The sequence below is a fragment of the Riemerella anatipestifer genome (assembly GCF_009663465.1).
Taxonomy (GTDB): domain Bacteria; phylum Bacteroidota; class Bacteroidia; order Flavobacteriales; family Weeksellaceae; genus Riemerella; species Riemerella anatipestifer_C.
Window position 1 is genome coordinate 25,813 of record NZ_QXHU01000005.1, and the last position, 18,261, is coordinate 44,073.

20 protein-coding genes are annotated in these 18,261 nt (G+C 35.2%); 2 read left to right on the forward strand and 18 right to left on the reverse strand.

Annotated elements, in window-relative coordinates; genetic code table 11:
• Nucleotides 1-138: 138 nt before the first annotated feature.
• The 17 genes from D1003_RS07745 to D1003_RS07825 all read right to left on the reverse strand — a co-directional run bounded on the left by D1003_RS07745 (nt 139) and on the right by D1003_RS07825 (nt 15,528).
• Nucleotides 139-1,539: an NADH-quinone oxidoreductase subunit N gene (locus D1003_RS07745; protein WP_153936355.1), complete on the reverse strand. Its 1,401-nt coding sequence runs from the start codon at nt 1,537-1,539 to the stop codon at nt 139-141.
• Nucleotides 1,540-1,560: 21 nt separating this feature from the next.
• On the reverse strand, nt 1,561-3,054 hold the full coding sequence (locus D1003_RS07750) for a NuoM family protein (RefSeq protein ID WP_153936356.1): 1,494 nt from the start codon (nt 3,052-3,054) through the stop codon (nt 1,561-1,563).
• 3 nt (nt 3,055-3,057) lie between these two features.
• Nucleotides 3,058-4,947 carry an NADH-quinone oxidoreductase subunit L gene (nuoL, locus tag D1003_RS07755; protein WP_153936357.1) on the reverse strand — a complete coding sequence of 630 codons (1,890 nt, stop codon included), beginning with the start codon at nt 4,945-4,947 and terminating at the stop codon, nt 3,058-3,060.
• 7 nt (nt 4,948-4,954) lie between these two features.
• A complete protein-coding gene (gene nuoK, locus D1003_RS07760; RefSeq protein ID WP_004918357.1) occupies nt 4,955-5,281 on the reverse strand; it encodes an NADH-quinone oxidoreductase subunit NuoK in 327 nt (108 codons plus the stop codon).
• Nucleotides 5,282-5,287: 6 nt separating this feature from the next.
• Entirely contained in the window at nt 5,288-5,785 is a 498-nt protein-coding gene (locus D1003_RS07765; RefSeq protein WP_004918355.1) for an NADH-quinone oxidoreductase subunit J, read from the reverse strand.
• A 3-nt stretch (nt 5,786-5,788) separates the two neighbouring features.
• Complete coding sequence (locus D1003_RS07770) at nt 5,789-6,316, reverse strand: NADH-quinone oxidoreductase subunit I (protein ID WP_013446881.1); 528 nt, start codon at nt 6,314-6,316, stop codon at nt 5,789-5,791.
• Nucleotides 6,317-6,389: 73 nt separating this feature from the next.
• The gene (nuoH, locus tag D1003_RS07775; RefSeq protein WP_153936358.1) at nt 6,390-7,454 is read right to left on the reverse strand and encodes an NADH-quinone oxidoreductase subunit NuoH; all 1,065 of its coding nucleotides are present in this window, start codon (nt 7,452-7,454) and stop codon (nt 6,390-6,392) included.
• Between the two features lie 3 nt (nt 7,455-7,457).
• On the reverse strand, nt 7,458-8,477 hold the full coding sequence (locus D1003_RS07780) for a 2Fe-2S iron-sulfur cluster-binding protein (RefSeq protein ID WP_153936514.1): 1,020 nt from the start codon (nt 8,475-8,477) through the stop codon (nt 7,458-7,460).
• 48 nt (nt 8,478-8,525) lie between these two features.
• Entirely contained in the window at nt 8,526-9,248 is a 723-nt protein-coding gene (locus D1003_RS07785) for a hypothetical protein (RefSeq protein WP_252339408.1), read from the reverse strand.
• Nucleotides 9,249-9,345: 97 nt separating this feature from the next.
• On the reverse strand, nt 9,346-10,707 hold the full coding sequence (nuoF, locus tag D1003_RS07790; RefSeq protein ID WP_153936359.1) for an NADH-quinone oxidoreductase subunit NuoF: 1,362 nt from the start codon (nt 10,705-10,707) through the stop codon (nt 9,346-9,348).
• 13 nt (nt 10,708-10,720) lie between these two features.
• Entirely contained in the window at nt 10,721-11,233 is a 513-nt protein-coding gene (nuoE, locus tag D1003_RS07795) for an NAD(P)H-dependent oxidoreductase subunit E (RefSeq protein WP_004918343.1), read from the reverse strand.
• Nucleotides 11,234-11,291: 58 nt separating this feature from the next.
• Complete coding sequence (locus D1003_RS07800; RefSeq protein ID WP_153936360.1) at nt 11,292-12,515, reverse strand: NADH-quinone oxidoreductase subunit D; 1,224 nt, start codon at nt 12,513-12,515, stop codon at nt 11,292-11,294.
• Between the two features lie 35 nt (nt 12,516-12,550).
• The gene (locus D1003_RS07805; RefSeq protein WP_153936361.1) at nt 12,551-13,045 is read right to left on the reverse strand and encodes an NADH-quinone oxidoreductase subunit C; all 495 of its coding nucleotides are present in this window, start codon (nt 13,043-13,045) and stop codon (nt 12,551-12,553) included.
• 81 nt (nt 13,046-13,126) lie between these two features.
• The gene (locus D1003_RS07810) at nt 13,127-13,681 is read right to left on the reverse strand and encodes an NADH-quinone oxidoreductase subunit B (protein WP_014938098.1); all 555 of its coding nucleotides are present in this window, start codon (nt 13,679-13,681) and stop codon (nt 13,127-13,129) included.
• A 43-nt stretch (nt 13,682-13,724) separates the two neighbouring features.
• Nucleotides 13,725-14,090, reverse strand: a complete 366-nt coding sequence (locus D1003_RS07815; RefSeq protein WP_014938097.1) for an NADH-quinone oxidoreductase subunit A — start codon at nt 14,088-14,090, stop codon at nt 13,725-13,727.
• A 123-nt stretch (nt 14,091-14,213) separates the two neighbouring features.
• Nucleotides 14,214-14,393 (reverse strand): hypothetical protein, encoded by a 180-nt coding sequence (locus D1003_RS11290; RefSeq protein WP_153936362.1) that lies wholly within the window; start codon nt 14,391-14,393, stop codon nt 14,214-14,216.
• A gap of 10 nt (nt 14,394-14,403) precedes the next feature.
• Nucleotides 14,404-15,528, reverse strand: coding sequence for a GNAT family N-acetyltransferase (locus D1003_RS07825; RefSeq protein WP_185148338.1), 1,125 nt, complete (start codon nt 15,526-15,528; stop codon nt 14,404-14,406).
• A gap of 81 nt (nt 15,529-15,609) precedes the next feature.
• Between D1003_RS07825 and D1003_RS07830 the strand changes: the two genes are divergently transcribed.
• On the forward strand, nt 15,610-16,293 hold the full coding sequence (locus D1003_RS07830; protein WP_153936364.1) for a zinc metallopeptidase: 684 nt from the start codon (nt 15,610-15,612) through the stop codon (nt 16,291-16,293).
• A gap of 204 nt (nt 16,294-16,497) precedes the next feature.
• Nucleotides 16,498-17,598 (forward strand): lipid-A-disaccharide synthase, encoded by a 1,101-nt coding sequence (gene lpxB / locus D1003_RS07835; protein WP_153936365.1) that lies wholly within the window; start codon nt 16,498-16,500, stop codon nt 17,596-17,598.
• Here lpxB and D1003_RS07840 read toward each other — a convergent pair.
• Complete coding sequence (locus tag D1003_RS07840) at nt 17,595-18,257, reverse strand: TIGR01777 family oxidoreductase (RefSeq protein ID WP_311710015.1); 663 nt, start codon at nt 18,255-18,257, stop codon at nt 17,595-17,597. The two genes, lpxB and D1003_RS07840, sit on opposite strands and share 4 nt — an antisense overlap.
• Between the last annotated feature and the right edge of the window lie 4 nt (nt 18,258-18,261).

The following is an 18,261-nucleotide window of genomic DNA, read 5'->3' on the forward strand; positions in this document are numbered from 1 at the left end:
ATTCTGAGTTCAGGTGATTTACATAAATTTATGACAATTTATTTTGATTTAACTATATCTAATAAATACCAATAAAAAAGCATAAACTCCGAAAAGTTTATGCTCTCTATATCAACTAATTGATTTCTGTTTTATTTCTTAATAAAGTCTAAATTGCATAGCAAATAAATCTGGATACACTCCCATCGCTACCAACAACAACACAAGTACTACCGCCACAATGTTATAAGTAATGCTTACTTTTTCACTAGTTTTAAATGTACTTTCTTGATAGAAGAACATCGCTATAATCAATCTTAAATAATAAGCGATACTCAAGGCAGACCCTAAAATAGCTATAATGACCAACAGAGTAGCATTGCCCGAAATAGCTTGACTAAAAACATTAAACTTACCTATAAACCCTGCTGTAAGCGGAATACCAGCCATTGACAACAAAGATACAGAAGCTACAACAGCCAACAAAGGTTCTGTTTTTGCCAAACCGTTAAATGCCTCAAAAGAAGTTTCTCTTTTAATTTTTTCTACCCATATTAAACACATAAATACACCCACCGTTGCTAAAGAATAAGCAAATAGATAAAAAGCTAAATTATATACATAGAGAGCTAAGTTATTATATGCAGAAAGACCAATCTCTCCAAAAAAAATTAGTGCAATATACCCTGCATGAGAAATACTAGAGTAAGCCAACATTCTCTTGGCATTGGTTTGTGCCAATCCCATAATATTAGACAAGATGAGCGTTAATATAATAAGCACAGCCACAATGTTAATCCACATAGAAAAACCTCCGATAAACGCTAAAGTCATCACTTTGAAAAATGCATAAAATCCTGCTATCTTAACCACCGATGCCATAAAGCCTGTGATGAGAGATGGTGCTCCTTGATACACATCTGGACTCCACATATGGAATGGTGCTAAAGAGACTTTAAATGCCATAGCTACCAACATCATTACAATTCCTAACAAAAACATCTTGCTTGTAGCTCCGTGTGCTCCTATAGTTGCTAAATCAAAACTTCCTGTACTACCATAAATTAAAGCGATACCGAAAAGCAAAAAGCCCGTTGCAAAAGCACCCATCAAAAAGTATTTCATAGACGCTTCTACAGAACGAAGATTGGTTTTAGCACTACCCGCCATAACATAAAGCGGTATAGACAGTATCTCTATCCCTAAAAATAGAGTAACCATATTTTGGAATCCAAACAAAATAATACCTCCACAAAGAGAAAATAGCATTAAAGCATAAAGCTCCGACTGGTGACTTCTATGATTACTAAATGCAAAACCTGCAATAAAAAATAATAAAAGAGTTACCACCAAAGATATTTTGGTAAATAATGCTGTATTAGCACTATAGCTAAACATTGCATTGTATTTTTCAAAAAAAGTACAATCAGGAAGGAAACTAACATATAACGCAATTCCCAAACCAAGAATTCCTACATACCTAGCATATTTACCCTGATTAAAAACACCTGTAAACAAAGCAATAATTGCTGTGATAAATATAGTAATTAAAACACTCATCTTTTTAAAATATCATTTTTGTTAACCTAATTTCTTCATAGAAGTTTCGTAAATAAACTTTAACGAACTTTGCACCATCTCTATAATGAGGTTAGGATATACTCCCAACACTATTACAAAAACAGATAACCCTGCCAATACCGAAAATTCTACCGCCGAAAGGTCTTTAACTTGTGATAAAACAGTTTCATCTCCTTCTCCAAACATTGCTTTACCATAAAGTCTTAACATATATACCGCTACTAAGATTACTGTTAGCCCAGAAACTATCACCGCTAGTGTATTGTAGCTAAATACGGCTTTTAGTAACATAAATTCTCCGATAAATCCATTAGTCAACGGAACTGCCATAGAACCTAATAAAATAATCATAAACAGAACTGCAAACTTAGGTGCTACTCTAGCTAATCCACCCATCTGACGAAGGTCTCTTGTCCCAAATCTTTTGATAAGAATATCAGCACAGTAGAATAATCCTACTACATTTATACCGTGTGCAAAAGTTTGTACCATAGCACCCTCAGCACCCTCATAAGTAAATGTTACATTAAGTGTAACAATAGCAGAAGCAAAAATTCCTGCTACCATAAGTCCCACATGCGATAGAGATGAATAAGCGATAATTCTCTTAACATCATTATTCACAATGGCTATCAACGCTCCATAGATGATACCCACTATTGCCATTACCATTATTATTTTTCCAGAAAGACCTAGTACAGCCTCTGGAGCTATTGGTAATAGATATCTTAGCACTCCATAAACTGCCATTTTAAGCATAATCCCCGACAAAAGCATAGAGCCTTGCGTTGGTGCATAAGTATAAGTATCTGGCTGCCAAGTATGGAAAGGAAACAACGGCAACTTAACCGCAAATGCCATCATAATTAACCAGAAAACAAAGGTCTGCTGTTCAGCATTTAAAGCTGCATTATACAAATCTATCAAAGCAAAAGAGTCTGAATGATTGTATAAATAAACTAAACCTACCAACATAAATAAAGACCCAAAGAAAGTATAAACAAAGAACTTAGTAGTTGTTTTGATTCTTTGGTCCTCTTGCCCCCAAATTCCGCATATAAACCATATCGGAATAAGGGTAACTTCCCAAAATATATAGAATAATAGACCGTCTAACGCAGTGAAAACGCCTAAAAGACCAAACTGCATCAATAAGATAAGTCCATAAAAAGTATTTCTATAAGATGTCTGTTGATTAAACGAAGACAGAATGATAAAAGGCACTAAAATATTGGTAAGCAATATCATTAGCATTCCCATACCATCTACACCGAAGCTTAAGCTACTTCTTATCAAATAACTCCAATCGTATTGTATTTGGTACTGCATTTCCCCACCTACAGAATCTGCGTAGTTGAAATTAAACAACATCACAAATGCCAGTAACAGCTGGACTAAAGCTATACCAAATGCCAAATACCTACTCTGAGAGCTCTTCCAAGCAAAAACCAATCCTGAACCTACAAGAGGTAATAGTAATAATGATAATAACATCTATTATAGAACTAAAAAGTTAATAATTAAAATAATACCTATCGCCAAAGACATAATCAAAATATAGTTTTCTACATTTCCATTCTGAACTTTTTTGAATACTCTACCTGAACCTATCGAACCTAAACCTACAAGCGTTACTAAACGGTCTAAAATTCCTTTATCAAACATAGAAGCCAATTTACCCAAACCTTCTACTGGTTTTACTACAGCAGCATTGTAAATTTCGTCTATATATAATTTTTGAGCAGACAGTTTTTCCCAACCTGTGTATTCAGCTTTAGGTTGTTTATTTTTAGTAACATATAAGTATCTTACTGCAAACCAAACTACCAAGAACATTAGTATTGTAAGCCCTAGTAAAATCATTTCTGTATTAAATGGTACTTCCACCATTTCCTTTTTGTAAACATACAAGCCCTCTAACCAATGGTATAAAGTTTGGTATTTTCCGTGAGCTATAAAATGAGGTAAATTCAAGAAACCACCCAACAAAGACAGCACTGATAAAACCATCAATGGTAAAGTCATATTAATTGGGCTTTCGTGAAGGTGATGTTTTTGCTCCTCCGTTCCTCTGAAAGAACCGTGGAAAGTAAGGTAATACAACCTAAACATATAAGTAGCCGTCATAGCTGCTATTATGAAAAGAATTACCCAGAATATTGGATTTTTAGCATACGCAGACACCAATATTTCATCTTTAGAAATCATACCTGAAAATAACGGCATTCCTGATATAGCCAATGTCCCTATAAGAAAAGTAGCGTGAGTTATAGGAATATACTTTTTAAGTCCTCCCATAAATCTCATATCTTGCTCTCCACTCATTGCGTGGATTACAGAACCTGAACCTAAGAACAGTAATGCCTTGAAGAAAGCGTGTGTCATCAAATGGAACATCGCCGCTGTATAAGCTCCTACTCCTAAAGCTACAAACATAAACCCTAACTGGGACACCGTAGAGTAAGCTAATACCTTTTTAATATCGTTTTGTCTTAATGCCATAAACGCTGCTAAAGCCGCTGTAAGCAATGCTATATACAAGATAATATCTAATGTTGTAGGTGCTAAAGAATATAGAAAGTTAGAACGAACTACCAAATAAATCCCCGCTGTAACCATCGTAGCTGCGTGGATAAGTGCAGACACTGGAGTAGGTCCCGCCATAGCATCTGGTAACCACGTGAATAATGGCAACTGTGCCGATTTACCTACCGCTCCTACAAATAAACTCAATGTTATAAAGATAACCACAGGGCTATCAATAGCGAACGTAGATGAGTTTTGAGCTACACTTAGATAATCTACCGCATTTACTTTAGAAGCTAACATAAAAATACCTATCAACAAACCTAAATCCCCTATACGGTTCATAATGAAAGCCTTTCTAGCCGCCTTACCATATTCTTGATTTTTATACCAAAAACCAATCAATAAATAAGAACAAAGACCAACACCTTCCCAACCGATAAACAGAATCAAATAGTTACTTCCCATTACTAGAAGTAACATAGAGAATATAAACAGATTGAGATAAGTAAAGAATTTATAGAAGCCTTCGTCATGGCTCATATATCCAATAGAATACAAGTGGATTAAAGAACCAATTCCTGTAATGATCATCATCATCATTAAAGAAAGCTGGTCTACCTGAAACCCAAAATTAACCTGCATACCATTAACACGGAACCATTCAAAAGCCTTTACCACTAAAGCTGGGCTATCCGAATTGAACTGTGTAAAGATATAAACCGAAAGTAAAAATGAAACAAATACCACCGCAGTAGCCAAACCGCCTACTACAATTTTAGGTAATCTTTTCCCTAATAATCCGTTGATTAAAAAGCCTAATAAAGGAAAAAGAACAATTGCATAAACTATATTTTCCATATTTCTTTTATCCTTTTAATTTATTTAAAATACTAATATCTACTGATTTTATATTTCGGTACATCATAGTAATAATAGCCAGTCCCACAGCTACTTCTGCCGCAGCTACCACCATAATGAAAAATACCAACATCTGCCCATGAGCATCTCCGTAATAGGTAGAAAATGCTACTAATAATAGATTTACAGAATTAAGCATAAGCTCTACGCATCCCAAAATAACAATGGCATTTTTTCTTAACAAAACACCCAAAACACCCAAACAGAATAGAAATGTAGATAAAACTACATAATAATCCAAAGGAATGTTCTGTACAAAAGAATTCATTTCCATAATATTTTATAAATCTTTTTTACCAATTAGCACCGCTCCTACAATCCCCGAAAGAATTAAAATTGAAGCCAACTCAAACGGCAATACATATTCATTAAACAATAATCTTCCCAAATTTTTGGTAAGCCCTACACCTTCTGTAATCTCAGTTACAGGTAATTCATTTCCTACATAACCTCTTAAAGCTCCTACAAAACCTACTAAAAGAAGTCCTGCAGAGAAAATTCCTGCAAATTTCATTAGGTTATTCTTTTTGCCTTCGTCTTTCTCCTTTAGATTGAGCATCATAAGCACATATAAGAATAAAACCATAATAGCTCCTGCATATACTATAATCTGCACAATTCCCAAAAATTGAGCGTTAAGTAATATATACAATCCTGCTATAGAAAAAAATGTAATTACTAAAGACAATATACTATATAACGGATTTTTAGCTGCTACAAAATAGATAGCACTAATAACCGCTAAACCTGAAATAATATAAAAAACAATCTGCTCCATTACTTAATAAGATTTCTTTTGTCTTTCACTAATATCTATTCTATTGTTCATATCCTCCACTAGTTTGTCTTTTCCATAGACAAAAGAACCACGGTTAGACTCTACATCTACTAATCTATCTGTAAGATAAATCGCCGATTTAGGACAAGCCTCCTCACACAATCCACAGAAAATACATCTCAACATATTAATTTCGTAAGTAGAAGCATATTTTTCCTCTCTATAAAGATGTTTTTCTTCCTTAGTTCTTTCAGCCGAAGTCATCGTAATGGCTTCCGCAGGGCAAGCAACTGCACAAAGCCCGCAAGCGGTACATCTTTCTCTACCTTCATCATCTCTTTTAAGAACATGTCTCCCACGCCATACTTTAGCCCTTGGCTTTTCTTGTTCTGGATATTGTATCGTACTATCTTTCTTAAAAAAATGCTTTAGTGTAATGCTCATACCCTTAACTATAGCAGGGAGATAAGCCTTTTCCGCCAAAGTCATCTTTTTATTAGAAACTACTTTTGATCTATTTGTTAATTTCATTATCTATTAGATATTAGATGTTAGACATTATTTAATTGTCTTTATCTTGTATTTCAATTTTATAAATTTGGTATTAACTTCCAAACGCTAATATTACCGCTCCTGTTATCAATAAATTAACCAATGCTAATGGGATTAAAGTCTTCCAACCAAGATGCATCAGTTGGTCGTAACGGAAACGAGGAAGCGTCCATCTAATCCACATAAACAAGAAGATACCAAAGAATGTTTTACTCAAAAACGCAACAATACTTAAAATTCCTGCTACATTTTCGCCATAGGTAGTCGTTACCCATTCTATCCCTGGATAGTTGTAACCACCAAAGAATAAAACAACCATTAAGGCATTTGAAATGAACATATTAACATACTCTCCAAACATATATAATCCCAGCTTCATTGCAGAATATTCTGTCATAAAACCAGCCACGAGCTCAGCCTCACACTCTGGTAAATCAAACGGATGTCGGTTACACTCTGCCAAAGCAGCCACCAAGAAAACTAAAAACGCTACAGGCTGATAAAAAATATTCCAATTCATTCCAGAGCCTACAGGAATTACGCCCCATAGTTTGCCTGTACCTTGTACTTCTGTGATTACTCTTAAATCTAATGAACCTGCCATCATAATGATAGACAACAATGCTAATCCCATAGCCAATTCATAAGATATCATCTGAGAAGAGGCACGAATAGCACCTATAAGCGAATATTTATTATTAGATGCCCAACCACCTATCATAATACCATAAACTCCCACAGATACCATACCTATAAGGTAAAGCACCCCAACATCTATGTTAGCTACTTGTAAACTAAACGATTCTCCACCGATGTTAAGGCTTTTCCCCCAAGGGATAACTGCTCCTGTAATAAGTGATATAAACATCACTAAACCAGGACCTAAAATAAATAAAAATTTCTCTGAATTTTTAGGAATAAAATCTTCCTTAAAGAAAAATTTACCACCGTCAGCCAAAGGCTGTAATAACCCCAATGGACCAGTCCTATTAGGACCAATGCGGTCTTGCATCAACGCAGCCACCTTTCTTTCTGCCCAAGTAGAATAAGCTGCTACCGTAAGAGACAGAATAAAAAGAGAGAGTACTAATATCGTTTTAAAAATCAATAAATCCATAACTTATTTTTCTTCTTCTTGATTTCTATTTTCTGTAGAATTTTCTATTTCCTTCGCTGTATTATCCTCCAAAAGTTCATAAGCATTCGTTGAGTCTTCGTAATGATTAGCAGAAATTACAGAATGTCTGCTTATATGTCTCGGACCTTCAACATTCCAATACTTAACATCTTTCTTATGAAAACGGCAATTGTTACAAATAAATTCTTCTACTTCGCCGTATTCGTCTTTTCTAGCCGTTACTCTGATAACCTCATCACCCTTCATCCACAATACCGCTTTACCACTACATTTTTCGCACTTACAAGTTGCGTTCATCGGTTTTGTAAACCATACTCTACTCGCAAAACGAGAGGTATTATCCGTTAAAGCACCTACAGGACAAACATCAATCACATTTCCTATAAAATCATTCTCCAGTGCTTTATTGAGGTAAGTAGATATTTCGGCGTGATCTCCTCTAAATAATATCCCATGCTCTCTCTCTTTCGTAAGCTGATTAGCAGCTAAGACACATCTAGCACATAGGATACAACGGTTCATATTAAGTTTAATATAAGGACCTATATCTTCTGGCTCAAAAGTTCGTCTTTCAAACTCCGTTCTTGTATTTTCTACTCCATGCTCATAGCCTAAGTCTTGAAGATGACACTCTCCTGCTTGGTCACAAATTGGACAATCCAAAGGGTGATTGACAAGGAGGAACTCAGTAACTGCCTTTCTGGCCTCCTGAGTTTTCTCAGAAGTTAAATTTTTTACCTCCATACCGTCCATCACTGTTGTACGACAACTTGCCACAAGTTTAGGCATTGGTCTTGGGTCAGCATCAGAGCCTTTAGAAACCTCTACCAAGCAAGTACGACATCTCCCCCCACTAGTTTCCAATTTACTATAATAGCACATTGCAGGCGGCACAGATTTTCCCCCGATTTGTCTAGCAGCCTCTAAGATACTAGTACCAGGAGCAACCTCTGTAGTCTGCCCATCTATAGTTACTTTAAACTTTTTAACTTCCTCACTCATAATATTATACGATTGGTTTATTTGAAGCATCAAATAAAACCTATTTGGTTAATTATTTTTAGTATTAAATGTATATCCTATCCCAAAATTAACTTGACCAAACATAAAATCTTGCCAAGCTCTATCTGTATTGTTTAAGGTCGTCTTTATATCAAACATATTTATGTATCCATACTTCACTTCAAGTCTAGCCAAAAAATGCTTCCATAATACTAAATTCAAATTTACTCTGGCGTCAGCTCCAAAACCTGCCAAATGAAATCTATCACTTCTTTCATTTCCAAACAATTTAGCATTAGTCTTAGGATATAAACCACCTATTCCTCCACCATAAGCCCAATAAATATCTACATTTTTAGTATTGACTAAAGAATTATATTTTTCTAGACCAAGATTAACATAGTTAAGCCCATCTGTATGCTCAAAAGTCAAAAACTGTTCATCACTCAAATCCACTTTACTATCTTTAACATAATAGGCATATGGATTTTTGATTTCACCACTAAAATCAACTACTTGATTTTGCTCCATTACATACTTCATATGGTCAATAGCAAAAACTAATGCCAAATTATCTTTAACGAAGTAAGCTACTCTTGCATTAGTTTGGGGTATTGTAATCTTAGTAGGTCCAAAATAAACTCCTAAATCAAAATCTGTGGGTCTATCCGCTGCTTTTACATTGTGAAGCATAAACTTATATCTAGAACCACTGAAACCTATGTCAGAGTTTGAATACCAAGCCCTATTCCACCCCCAAAAAAGAAACATAGCACCTTTTTTAAAAGGTCTATTATCCCTAACTTGAGAGCTAACAGAACTCCAAGCAAATAAGAGCAAAAATATGTATATATACTTAGTTTTCATTCTAATTACTTTCTTCCACTTTTAAAGGAATAGGATCTGCATAGCTCCCTAAACCATAGTTTTGAGTTAATGCCAGCTCTGGATTTTTAACATACCATTCAAACTCATCACGGAAATGGCGAATAGCTGCTGCCACAGGCCACGCCGCCGCATCTCCTAACGGACAAATGGTATTACCCTCTATTTTTCTTTGAATATCCCAAAGTAAATCTATATCTGACATTTCTCCTTTACCTTCTACAATCTTTTTCAGGATACGATACATCCATCCTGTTCCTTCTCTACAAGGTGTACATTGCCCACAACTTTCGTGGTTATAAAAACGAGCTAAAGTCATCGTATGTTTCACTACAGATTGGTCTTCATCTAAAACGATGAAACCTCCTGACCCCATCATCGTCCCCGTAGCAAATCCTCCCTCCGAAAGAGATTCGTAATTCATATATCTTGGTTTGCCATCTATGGTTCTCAGCAATAAATTAGCTGGTACAATAGGCACAGAACTTCCTCCAGGAATACACGCCTTAAGACGCTTTCCGTTAGGTATTCCACCACAATATTCATCAGAATATATAAATTCTTCTACGGTAATGGTCATATCAATCTCATAAACCCCTGGTTTATTGATATTACCACACGCTGAAATTAGCTTAGTTCCTGTAGAACGCCCAACTCCAATTTTAGCATATTCTGCTCCAGAAATATTGATAATAGGCACTACTGCGGCAATAGACTCCACATTATTAACTACCGTAGGTCTTTCCCAAAGCCCTTTAACCGCTGGGAATGGAGGTTTTAGTCTAGGATTACCTCTTCTTCCTTCTAATGATTCTAGAAGAGCGGTTTCCTCTCCACAAATATAAGCTCCACCTCCTCTCTGGACATAAATTTCCAAATCAAAACCAGAACCTAATATATTTTTACCTAAAAATCCTGCTTTTTTAGCCTCCTCGATAGCTTCCTCTAAAATATCAGGAATCCAAGAATATTCTCCTCTAATGTAGATGTAAGAAGCATTAGAACCTAAACAATAAGACGAAATTAACATTCCCTCAATTAAAAGATGAGGAATAAACTCCATCAAATATCTGTCCTTGAAAGTACCTGGCTCTGACTCATCGGCATTCACTACCAAGTGTCTAGGCACTCCTTCTGGCTTAGCTAAAAAGCTCCACTTAAGCCCCGTAGGGAAACCTGCTCCCCCACGACCTCTAAGTCCAGAAGTTTTTACTTCTTCTAAAATTTCTTCAGGAGTCATCTTAAGCGCTTTTTCTGCCGCTTGATAACCTCCCTGTTTGCGGTAAACATCAAAATAACGAATACCCTCTATATGTGCATCTTTAAGTAAAAGTTTTTTACTCATTTTTTCTTTTTATTTAATCCAAAGCAATGGCTCCTTGTCTGCATAGCTCAAGGATTTCATCTACTTTCTCTTTAGTTAAATGTTCATGATAAAATTTCCCTAACTGCATCATTGGTGCGTAGCCACAAGCCCCTAAACATTCCGCTGGTTTTAATGTAAACAAACCATCTTCCGTAGTCTCTCCATCCTTAATGTTAAGTGTTTTACGAATATGATCTAAAATATCATCACTCCCATTGAGCATACAAGGTCCTGTTCTACACACTTCTAGCACATATTTACCTACCGGCTTCATATTAAACATCGTGTAGAAGGTAGCCACTTCGTACACCTCTATTGGCAATATGTTAAGCACCTCCGCCACATAGTCCATCACGGGAACACTAAGCCACCCTCCAAATTCCTTTTGTGCAATATGCAAAACAGGAATAAGTGCCGATTTTTGTTTCCCTTCAGGATATCTAGCGATGATTTTATGAACCTTTTCTAAGGTTTCTGGCTTAAAAGCTATAACTGTCTCGTTCATTTTTTTATCTTGTAAAAGTACTTTGTACTCTAGTCTTTATATTAGTTTTAGCAAAATTTTAGGCATCTAACTCTCCTGCAATTACATTCATACTACTCATAGTTACAATAGCATCAGAAATCATAGAGCCTTTTATCATCTCTGGGAACGCTTGATAGTATATAAAACACGGTCTTCTAAAGTGCAGTCTGTACGGCGTTCTTCCACCATCACTAATAAGATAGAAGCCTAACTCTCCATTTCCACCTTCCACACAATGGTACACCTCTCCTTTAGGAATATCTTGCTCTCCCATAATAATTTTAAAATGATAGATAAGTGCTTCCATTTTGGTGTAAACATCTGCTTTAGCTGGCAAATAAAATTCTGGAGCATCTGCGTGATAATCACCTTCTGGAAGGTTTTCGTAAGCATTTTTAACTAATTTATAACTTTCCCATATCTCCTGCTGACGAACCATAAATCTATCATAAGTATCTCCTGCCGTTCCTACTGGAATGATAAAATCAAAATCATCATAAGATGAGTAAGGTTGTGCTACACGCACATCATAATCTACCCCAGCTGCACGAAGATTTGGTCCTGTAAAGCTATAATTAAGAGCTCTTTCTGCCGAAATAGGTCCTGCCCCGATAGTCCTATCCATAAAGATTCTGTTTCGTTCCATTAGGTTACAAAACTCTTGGAATCTTTTTGGAAAGTTTTTAATAAAATCTTTAATTAATTCGTGAAATTTAGGGCTAAAATCTCTCTCAAAACCACCAATTCTACCAATGTTGGTAGTCATTCTAGCTCCGCAGATTTGCTCGTACATTTCGTAAATACGCTCTCTGTCTTGGAACACATAGGTAAACCCTGTAATGGCTCCTGTATCTACTCCTATTACCCCATTACATACCAAATGGTCTGCAATTCTAGCCAACTCCATAATGATAATACGCATATAATCTACCCTTTTCGGTACTTTACAACCGATGAGTTTTTCCACCGTCATATGCCACCCTAAGTTATTGATTGGAGCTGAACAATAATTAAGACGGTCTGTAAGCGTAGTAATCTGAGCGTAAGGTCTTCTCTCTGATATTTTCTCAAAAGCACGATGAATATAGCCTACCGTCTGCTCTGAGTGAAGTATTTTCTCCCCATCCATCGTTAGTACATTTTGGAATATACCGTGTGTTGCGGGGTGCGTAGGTCCTAAATTGAGGGTATATAATTGTCCATCAATTTGCTCGCTACTTTCGTATTGGTTAAGTATATTAGATAGTTCGTTATCTTTCATAATTCATTTTATTTTAGGTAAAATATCCAATAGCTCTATCTACCAAACATTTTATCATCTTTATCCTCTCTAGTACCATCTTCTAAGCGATACTGTTTAAGCATTGGGTGATAGCCCATATCTGGGTCATTTAAGATAATTCTTAAATCAGGATGCCCCTTAAATCTAATACCGTAAAAATCAAATGTTTCCCTCTCCATCCAGTTAGCTCCTGAATATAAATCTGAAATGGTATCTACCTCTGCTTCTTCTATCGGCATAAACACTTTTAGACGAACTCTAAAATTAGTCTTCATATTATGAAGATGATAAATAACCCCTAACTCTTTAGCCTTATCTTGAGAGTAATGGATACCACATATATCTGTAAGGAAACCTATTTCTAATGAAGAATCTTTTAGATGATGAATAAGTTTTTTTACTTCTTCTTTTTTAACCTCTAATGTTAATAAACCATAAGGCTCAGAAACTGACAATACCGCTTCTGGAAATTCTCTATTTATGGCCTCTAAAACAAATTCGTTGTTCATATCTTTTTATATGATAATTTGACAATGATTTAACTTCTTTAATTTTTTGATAATCTAGCTCTCAATTTCAAATTATCTTAATTATTTAACACCGTAGCTCTCTAACAATGCTTTATATTCTGGCATATCCCTTCTCCTAAGACTTTCACTCTGTGCTAGCGCTTGAACTTGCATAAACCCTTCTAATATTTGTTCTGGTCTAGGCGGACACCCTGGCACGTACACATCTACAGGTATAATCTTGTCTATTCCTTGTAATACCGAGTAAGTATCAAAAATACCACCACTACTTGCACAAGCTCCCACAGCTATCACCCATTTAGGCTCTGCCATTTGAGAGTAAACTTGCTTAAGTACAGGTGCTAATTTTTTAGATATAGTTCCACAAACCAAAAGACAATCTGCTTGTCTTGGAGAGAAAGACATTCTTTCTGCACCAAACCTTGCCATATCATAAGTCGGCATTGCCATTGCCATAAACTCAATACCACAACAAGAAGTTGCAAATGGTAACGGCCATAAAGAATAAGAACGCGCCATCCCTATAAGGCTACTTAATTTTGTGGCAAAGAATCCCTCTCCTGAATACCCTTGAGGAGCTGGTGCATCTGTTTTTATAATAGGTTTATTAGACATCTCGTTTTTCTAATTTTCAAATATAATGGTTACTTAAACATTCTTACTTATCCCAGTCTAAAGCTCCTCTTTTAAGAACATAGAAAAAGCCAATGAAAAATACTGCTACAAATGTAAGGACAGCTAAAAAGCCTTCTAATCCAAAATCTCTAAAGTTGACCGCATAAGGATAGAAAAAAACTATTTCTATATCAAATAAAACAAATAAAATAGCTGTAAGAAAATATTTAACAGAGAATGGTGTCCTCGCATCTCCCTCAATCTCTACCCCACACTCAAAGGCATCATCTTTAACACCGCCATTAAGCCTAGGACCTAAATAATGAGAAGCTACCAAAGAAATCAATACAAACCCCAAACCTACAGCTGCTTGTATTAAAATTGGAACATAATTTTCTGGAATACTCATAATAACTTTAATTCTTGACCTGCAAAGCTAAGAAATTAAACCTTAAAACTAAAAAAGCCACCTCCTTTTTAAAAGCAAAATAACTTAGAATTAGTTAATTTAGAATTATTTTAAATAGATGTTTTATCTATTTTTCATTTTCTTTAGTATCACCCAAGCTATGTAAGCAATATACAAAAACAACACACTTGCAAAGACAATATTAATGATGGTGTCTATCCGCCCATCTTCTACTTTTAAAACCGTATTATATAATATAAATACAATAATTAAAATCGCATAAAGATAAAGTTGTTTTTTCATTGAAAATGCTTTAAATATCTAGTGAATAAGTTCTTCTTCGTTTGTGATTAACCGGATTATAATCCTGCCACAAAAGTTGAATATTTTTATTTTCTTCAAGCTCAGGATTGGTTTCTAAAAACCTCACCCCTTTCTTCTTAAACACTTTATAAATCTCTTCAAAGATAATAGAAGTAACTCCTCTACGCTGGTAATCTGGACGAATGCCTATTAGGTAAAAGTTAGCTCTATCATTCTTCTTACTTGCTTGTAGAAAGTGCCACCACCCAAACGGAAGCAACTTACCTTTAGCCTTTTGCAAAGCTCTAGAATAAGATGGCATTGTGATAGCAAAAGCAATTAAATCATTATGTTCATCAGAAATACAAATGATATAATCTTTGTCTATAAAACCAAAATATTTCTCTTTATAAGTCTTGATTTGCTCATCTGAAATCGGCGTGTAGGTAGATAAGTTTTTATAAGTTTCATCTAGTAGTTTAAACATAGGCTCTACTAAGGGCAATATTTCTTTTTTATGATTAAATCTAAGAACCTTAAGCTTATATTTTTCTTTAATAAGACCACTAAACTTGGTTATTTTTTCTGGTAGTTGCTCTGGAAAATCAATTTCAAACTCTACCCATTCTTTTTCTTTTTTAAGTCCAAGTTGCTCCAAATGTGTTGGATAATAGTCAAAATTATATATCCCTATCATAGTTGCCAACTTGTCAAACCCCATCACCAACATACCTGCTTTATCCAAATTGGTAAACCCCATTGGACCTTCAATTTTAGGAATATTTTTAGATTTAGCCACTTGTACAGCTTTATCCATCAATGCTTTTGAAACTTCTATATCATCTATAAAATCCAACCACCCAAAACGCAACTTTTTAATCCCTAACTCTTTCTCCTCTTTGTAATTAACTATAAGTGCAATACGCCCAACCACTTCACCATTTCTATACGCTAAATATTGTTCTGCATCAGAATAAGATAAAGCAGGGTTTTCTTTAGCATTCCAAATATTCTTTTCGTCGTTGTTAAGTGGTGGCACGTAGTTGGAATTTTCTTTATAAAGATTATTTGGAAATTTTATAAAATCCTTTAATTCTCTGTCATTAGTTACCTTTTTTACTGCTATAGATGCCATATTTGGGGTCATTTTTTACAGCAAATATAACATAAAAGTTTGGCATAATTTTTTCTAAGTAGTGGCTAAAAATTAAATTATATGGGGTATTATATTATTTTAGGAATCATCACTCTAGTAAGTTGGCTTGTTTCGGCGAGGTTAAAATCAAAGTTTAATCACTACTCTAAAGTAATTCTTAGTAACGGACTTTCTGGTAAAGAAGTGGCAGAAAAAATGTTAAGAGACAATGGTATACACGATGTTCAGGTAGTATCTATACCTGGACAACTTACTGACCATTATAATCCTATGAACAAAACAGTAAACTTATCTGAAGCTGTCTATATGCAAAGAAATGCCGCTGCTGCTGCCGTTGCCGCTCATGAATGTGGACACGCTGTACAGCACGCCGTAGAGTATTCTATGTTACAACTTCGTTCTAAGTTAGTTCCTATCGTTAATATCAGTTCTAACTTATTACGATTTATTCTTATAGGCGGTATCGCTGTAATGGCTGCAAGCGGTAACAAAACCTTATTAGCTGTAGGAGTTGGGCTATTTGCCATCACAACACTATTTGCATTCGTTACTCTTCCTGTAGAATACGACGCTAGTAACCGTGCTTTAAAATGGTTGAAAAGCACAGGTACTGTAACTACACAAGAATATGCAGGTGCTGAAGACTCTCTAAAATGGGCTGCTAGAACTTATGTAGTCGCAGCATTGGGCTCATTAGCTCAGCTAATTTACTTTGCTTCTATGCTGATGGAGAGGAGAGATTGAATAAAAATTTAATAAACATAACTCACCCATCTCAAGTTTTTTGAGTTGGGTATTTTTATAGATAATTATTCCTTAATTGAATATTCCCATATAACCAAAATTCATTTCTCATATTCTGTTTTTAGAGTTCTCCAACAATAATAGTTGTATATCAGAGCATAGCTTCCTATATTTTTAATTATCTTTGCCCTAAATCCTTCATAAATGAAATACTACATTATAGCAGGAGAAGCCTCTGGAGATTTGCACGGAAGCAACCTTATGAAAGCTCTAAAACAAAAAGACCCTAACGCTACTTTTAGATTTTGGGGTGGCGATTTAATGGAGCAACAAGGTGGCACTTTGGTAAAGCATTACAGAGATTTGGCATTTATGGGATTTGTAGAAGTTGTCCAAAACTTAGGGACTATACTCAGAAATATTAAATTCTGTAAAGAGGATATTCGTAATTTTCGCCCTGATGTCTTAATTCTTGTAGATTACCCTGGTTTTAATCTTAGAATTGCCAAGTTTGCAAAAAAGCTAGGTATTAAAGTAGTTTATTACATTTCCCCTCAACTCTGGGCGTGGAAGGAAGGTAGAGTAAATACTATAAAAAAATATGTAGATGAGATGCTCGTTATTCTGCCTTTTGAAAAGGATTTTTATAAAAAACATCAAATAGAAGCTCATTTTGTTGGACACCCTCTTTTAGATGCTTTATCTGATTTACCACCGATTGATATTCAGAATTTTAGAAAAGAACATCAACTAAGCGATAAAAAAATCATTGCACTACTACCAGGCTCTAGAGAACAAGAAGTAAAAAAAATGCTTTCAATAATGCTTTCCGTTAGAAGCGAGTTTAAGGACTATCAATTTGTAATCGCTGGAGCACCTAGTTTACCTAAATCCTTCTACGAAAGTTATGTAGATAGGGAGGTTAGCTTTATTTCTAATAAAACCTATGACCTTCTCCGATGCTCCGATGCGGCACTCGTAACCTCTGGTACGGCTACTTTGGAAACTGCCTTATTAGAAGTCCCAGAAGTGGTTTGTTATCGTGGAAGTAAAATCTCCTACGAAATCGCTAAACGCCTCATTAAACATATTAAATACATTTCGCTTGTGAATTTAATTATGGATAAGGAAGTGGTTAAAGAACTCATTCAAAATGAACTCAACACCCCTAACCTCGTTAAAGAACTCAAACTGATACTCAATGAAAATAAAACTAATCTCCTTTCTGACTATAAAATTCTTAAAGAAAAACTAGGAGGAAAAGGAGCTAGCGAGAAAGCAGCAGAAATCATTACTAAAATTTAGTTACTTTTTTCTAAATCTTCAACAGCGTCTTCTATGTTAGGATACTTAAATTTATATCCTGCTTGTTCTATCTTCTGTGAGGAAACTTTAGCACTGGAGGTTAGCATATCCGATAGTTCGCCTAGTATCATTCTAAGTAAGAATTTAGGAACTTTTACAGGCAGGCTATACTTCTTTTTAGATTTTTGAACTTGATTTAAAAATTCATTCTGTGTTACTGGATTAGGTGCCACCGAATTAAAAACACCTTCCAGATCGTTCTCCAATAAATGATGGTAAATAGCACAATGGTCTTTGATATGAATCCAACTCATCACTTGTTTATCACTGCCAAGTAAAGTTTTAACACCATAATTTAAAGGCTGAGTCATTTTAGGATAAGCTCCTCCGTCTGCTCCTAAAACAATGCCTGTTCTTAGAATACACAGCCTTTTCCCTAAATCCTCAACTGGCTTTATAGAGTATTCCCACTTTTGGCATAATTGTGCTAAAAAATCTGCTGCAACGGGCATATCTTCCGTACAAAGCATATCATTAGGAATTTCTAACCCATACCAACCTATTGCAGAAGTACTAATTACCGTCTTAATACGATTATCCACCTCCTTCAGAGCCTTTATTATAGTCTCATTAGCACTAATTCTACTATTGATGAGAATTTCT

What these genes read in the sequence shown, in the direction of transcription:
- nuoL (WP_153936357.1), bottom strand. Translation starts at nt 4,947, where the DNA reads ATGGAAAATATAGTTTATGCAATTGTTCTTTTTCCTTTATTAGGCTTT.
- D1003_RS07810 (WP_014938098.1), bottom strand. Translation starts at nt 13,681, where the DNA reads ATGTCTAATAAACCTATTATAAAAACAGATGCACCAGCTCCTCAAGGG.
- nuoK (WP_004918357.1), bottom strand. Translation starts at nt 5,281, where the DNA reads ATGGAAATGAATTCTTTTGTACAGAACATTCCTTTGGATTATTATGTA.
- D1003_RS07830 (WP_153936364.1), top strand. Translation starts at nt 15,610, where the DNA reads ATGGGGTATTATATTATTTTAGGAATCATCACTCTAGTAAGTTGGCTT.
- D1003_RS07750 (WP_153936356.1), bottom strand. Translation starts at nt 3,054, where the DNA reads ATGTTATTATCATTATTACTATTACCTCTTGTAGGTTCAGGATTGGTT.
- D1003_RS07815 (WP_014938097.1), bottom strand. Translation starts at nt 14,090, where the DNA reads ATGAGTATTCCAGAAAATTATGTTCCAATTTTAATACAAGCAGCTGTA.
- D1003_RS07745 (WP_153936355.1), bottom strand. Translation starts at nt 1,539, where the DNA reads ATGAGTGTTTTAATTACTATATTTATCACAGCAATTATTGCTTTGTTT.
- D1003_RS07780 (WP_153936514.1), bottom strand. Translation starts at nt 8,477, where the DNA reads ATGAGTGAGGAAGTTAAAAAGTTTAAAGTAACTATAGATGGGCAGACT.
- D1003_RS07825 (WP_185148338.1), bottom strand. Translation starts at nt 15,528, where the DNA reads ATGGCATCTATAGCAGTAAAAAAGGTAACTAATGACAGAGAATTAAAG.
- D1003_RS11290 (WP_153936362.1), bottom strand. Translation starts at nt 14,393, where the DNA reads ATGAAAAAACAACTTTATCTTTATGCGATTTTAATTATTGTATTTATA.
- D1003_RS07805 (WP_153936361.1), bottom strand. Translation starts at nt 13,045, where the DNA reads ATGAACAACGAATTTGTTTTAGAGGCCATAAATAGAGAATTTCCAGAA.
- nuoE (WP_004918343.1), bottom strand. Translation starts at nt 11,233, where the DNA reads ATGAACGAGACAGTTATAGCTTTTAAGCCAGAAACCTTAGAAAAGGTT.
- D1003_RS07800 (WP_153936360.1), bottom strand. Translation starts at nt 12,515, where the DNA reads ATGAAAGATAACGAACTATCTAATATACTTAACCAATACGAAAGTAGC.
- D1003_RS07770 (WP_013446881.1), bottom strand. Translation starts at nt 6,316, where the DNA reads ATGAAATTAACAAATAGATCAAAAGTAGTTTCTAATAAAAAGATGACT.
- nuoH (WP_153936358.1), bottom strand. Translation starts at nt 7,454, where the DNA reads ATGGATTTATTGATTTTTAAAACGATATTAGTACTCTCTCTTTTTATT.
- D1003_RS07785 (WP_252339408.1), bottom strand. Translation starts at nt 9,248, where the DNA reads ATGTTTCTTTTTTGGGGGTGGAATAGGGCTTGGTATTCAAACTCTGAC.
- nuoF (WP_153936359.1), bottom strand. Translation starts at nt 10,707, where the DNA reads ATGAGTAAAAAACTTTTACTTAAAGATGCACATATAGAGGGTATTCGT.
- lpxB (WP_153936365.1), top strand. Translation starts at nt 16,498, where the DNA reads ATGAAATACTACATTATAGCAGGAGAAGCCTCTGGAGATTTGCACGGA.
- D1003_RS07765 (WP_004918355.1), bottom strand. Translation starts at nt 5,785, where the DNA reads ATGGAGCAGATTGTTTTTTATATTATTTCAGGTTTAGCGGTTATTAGT.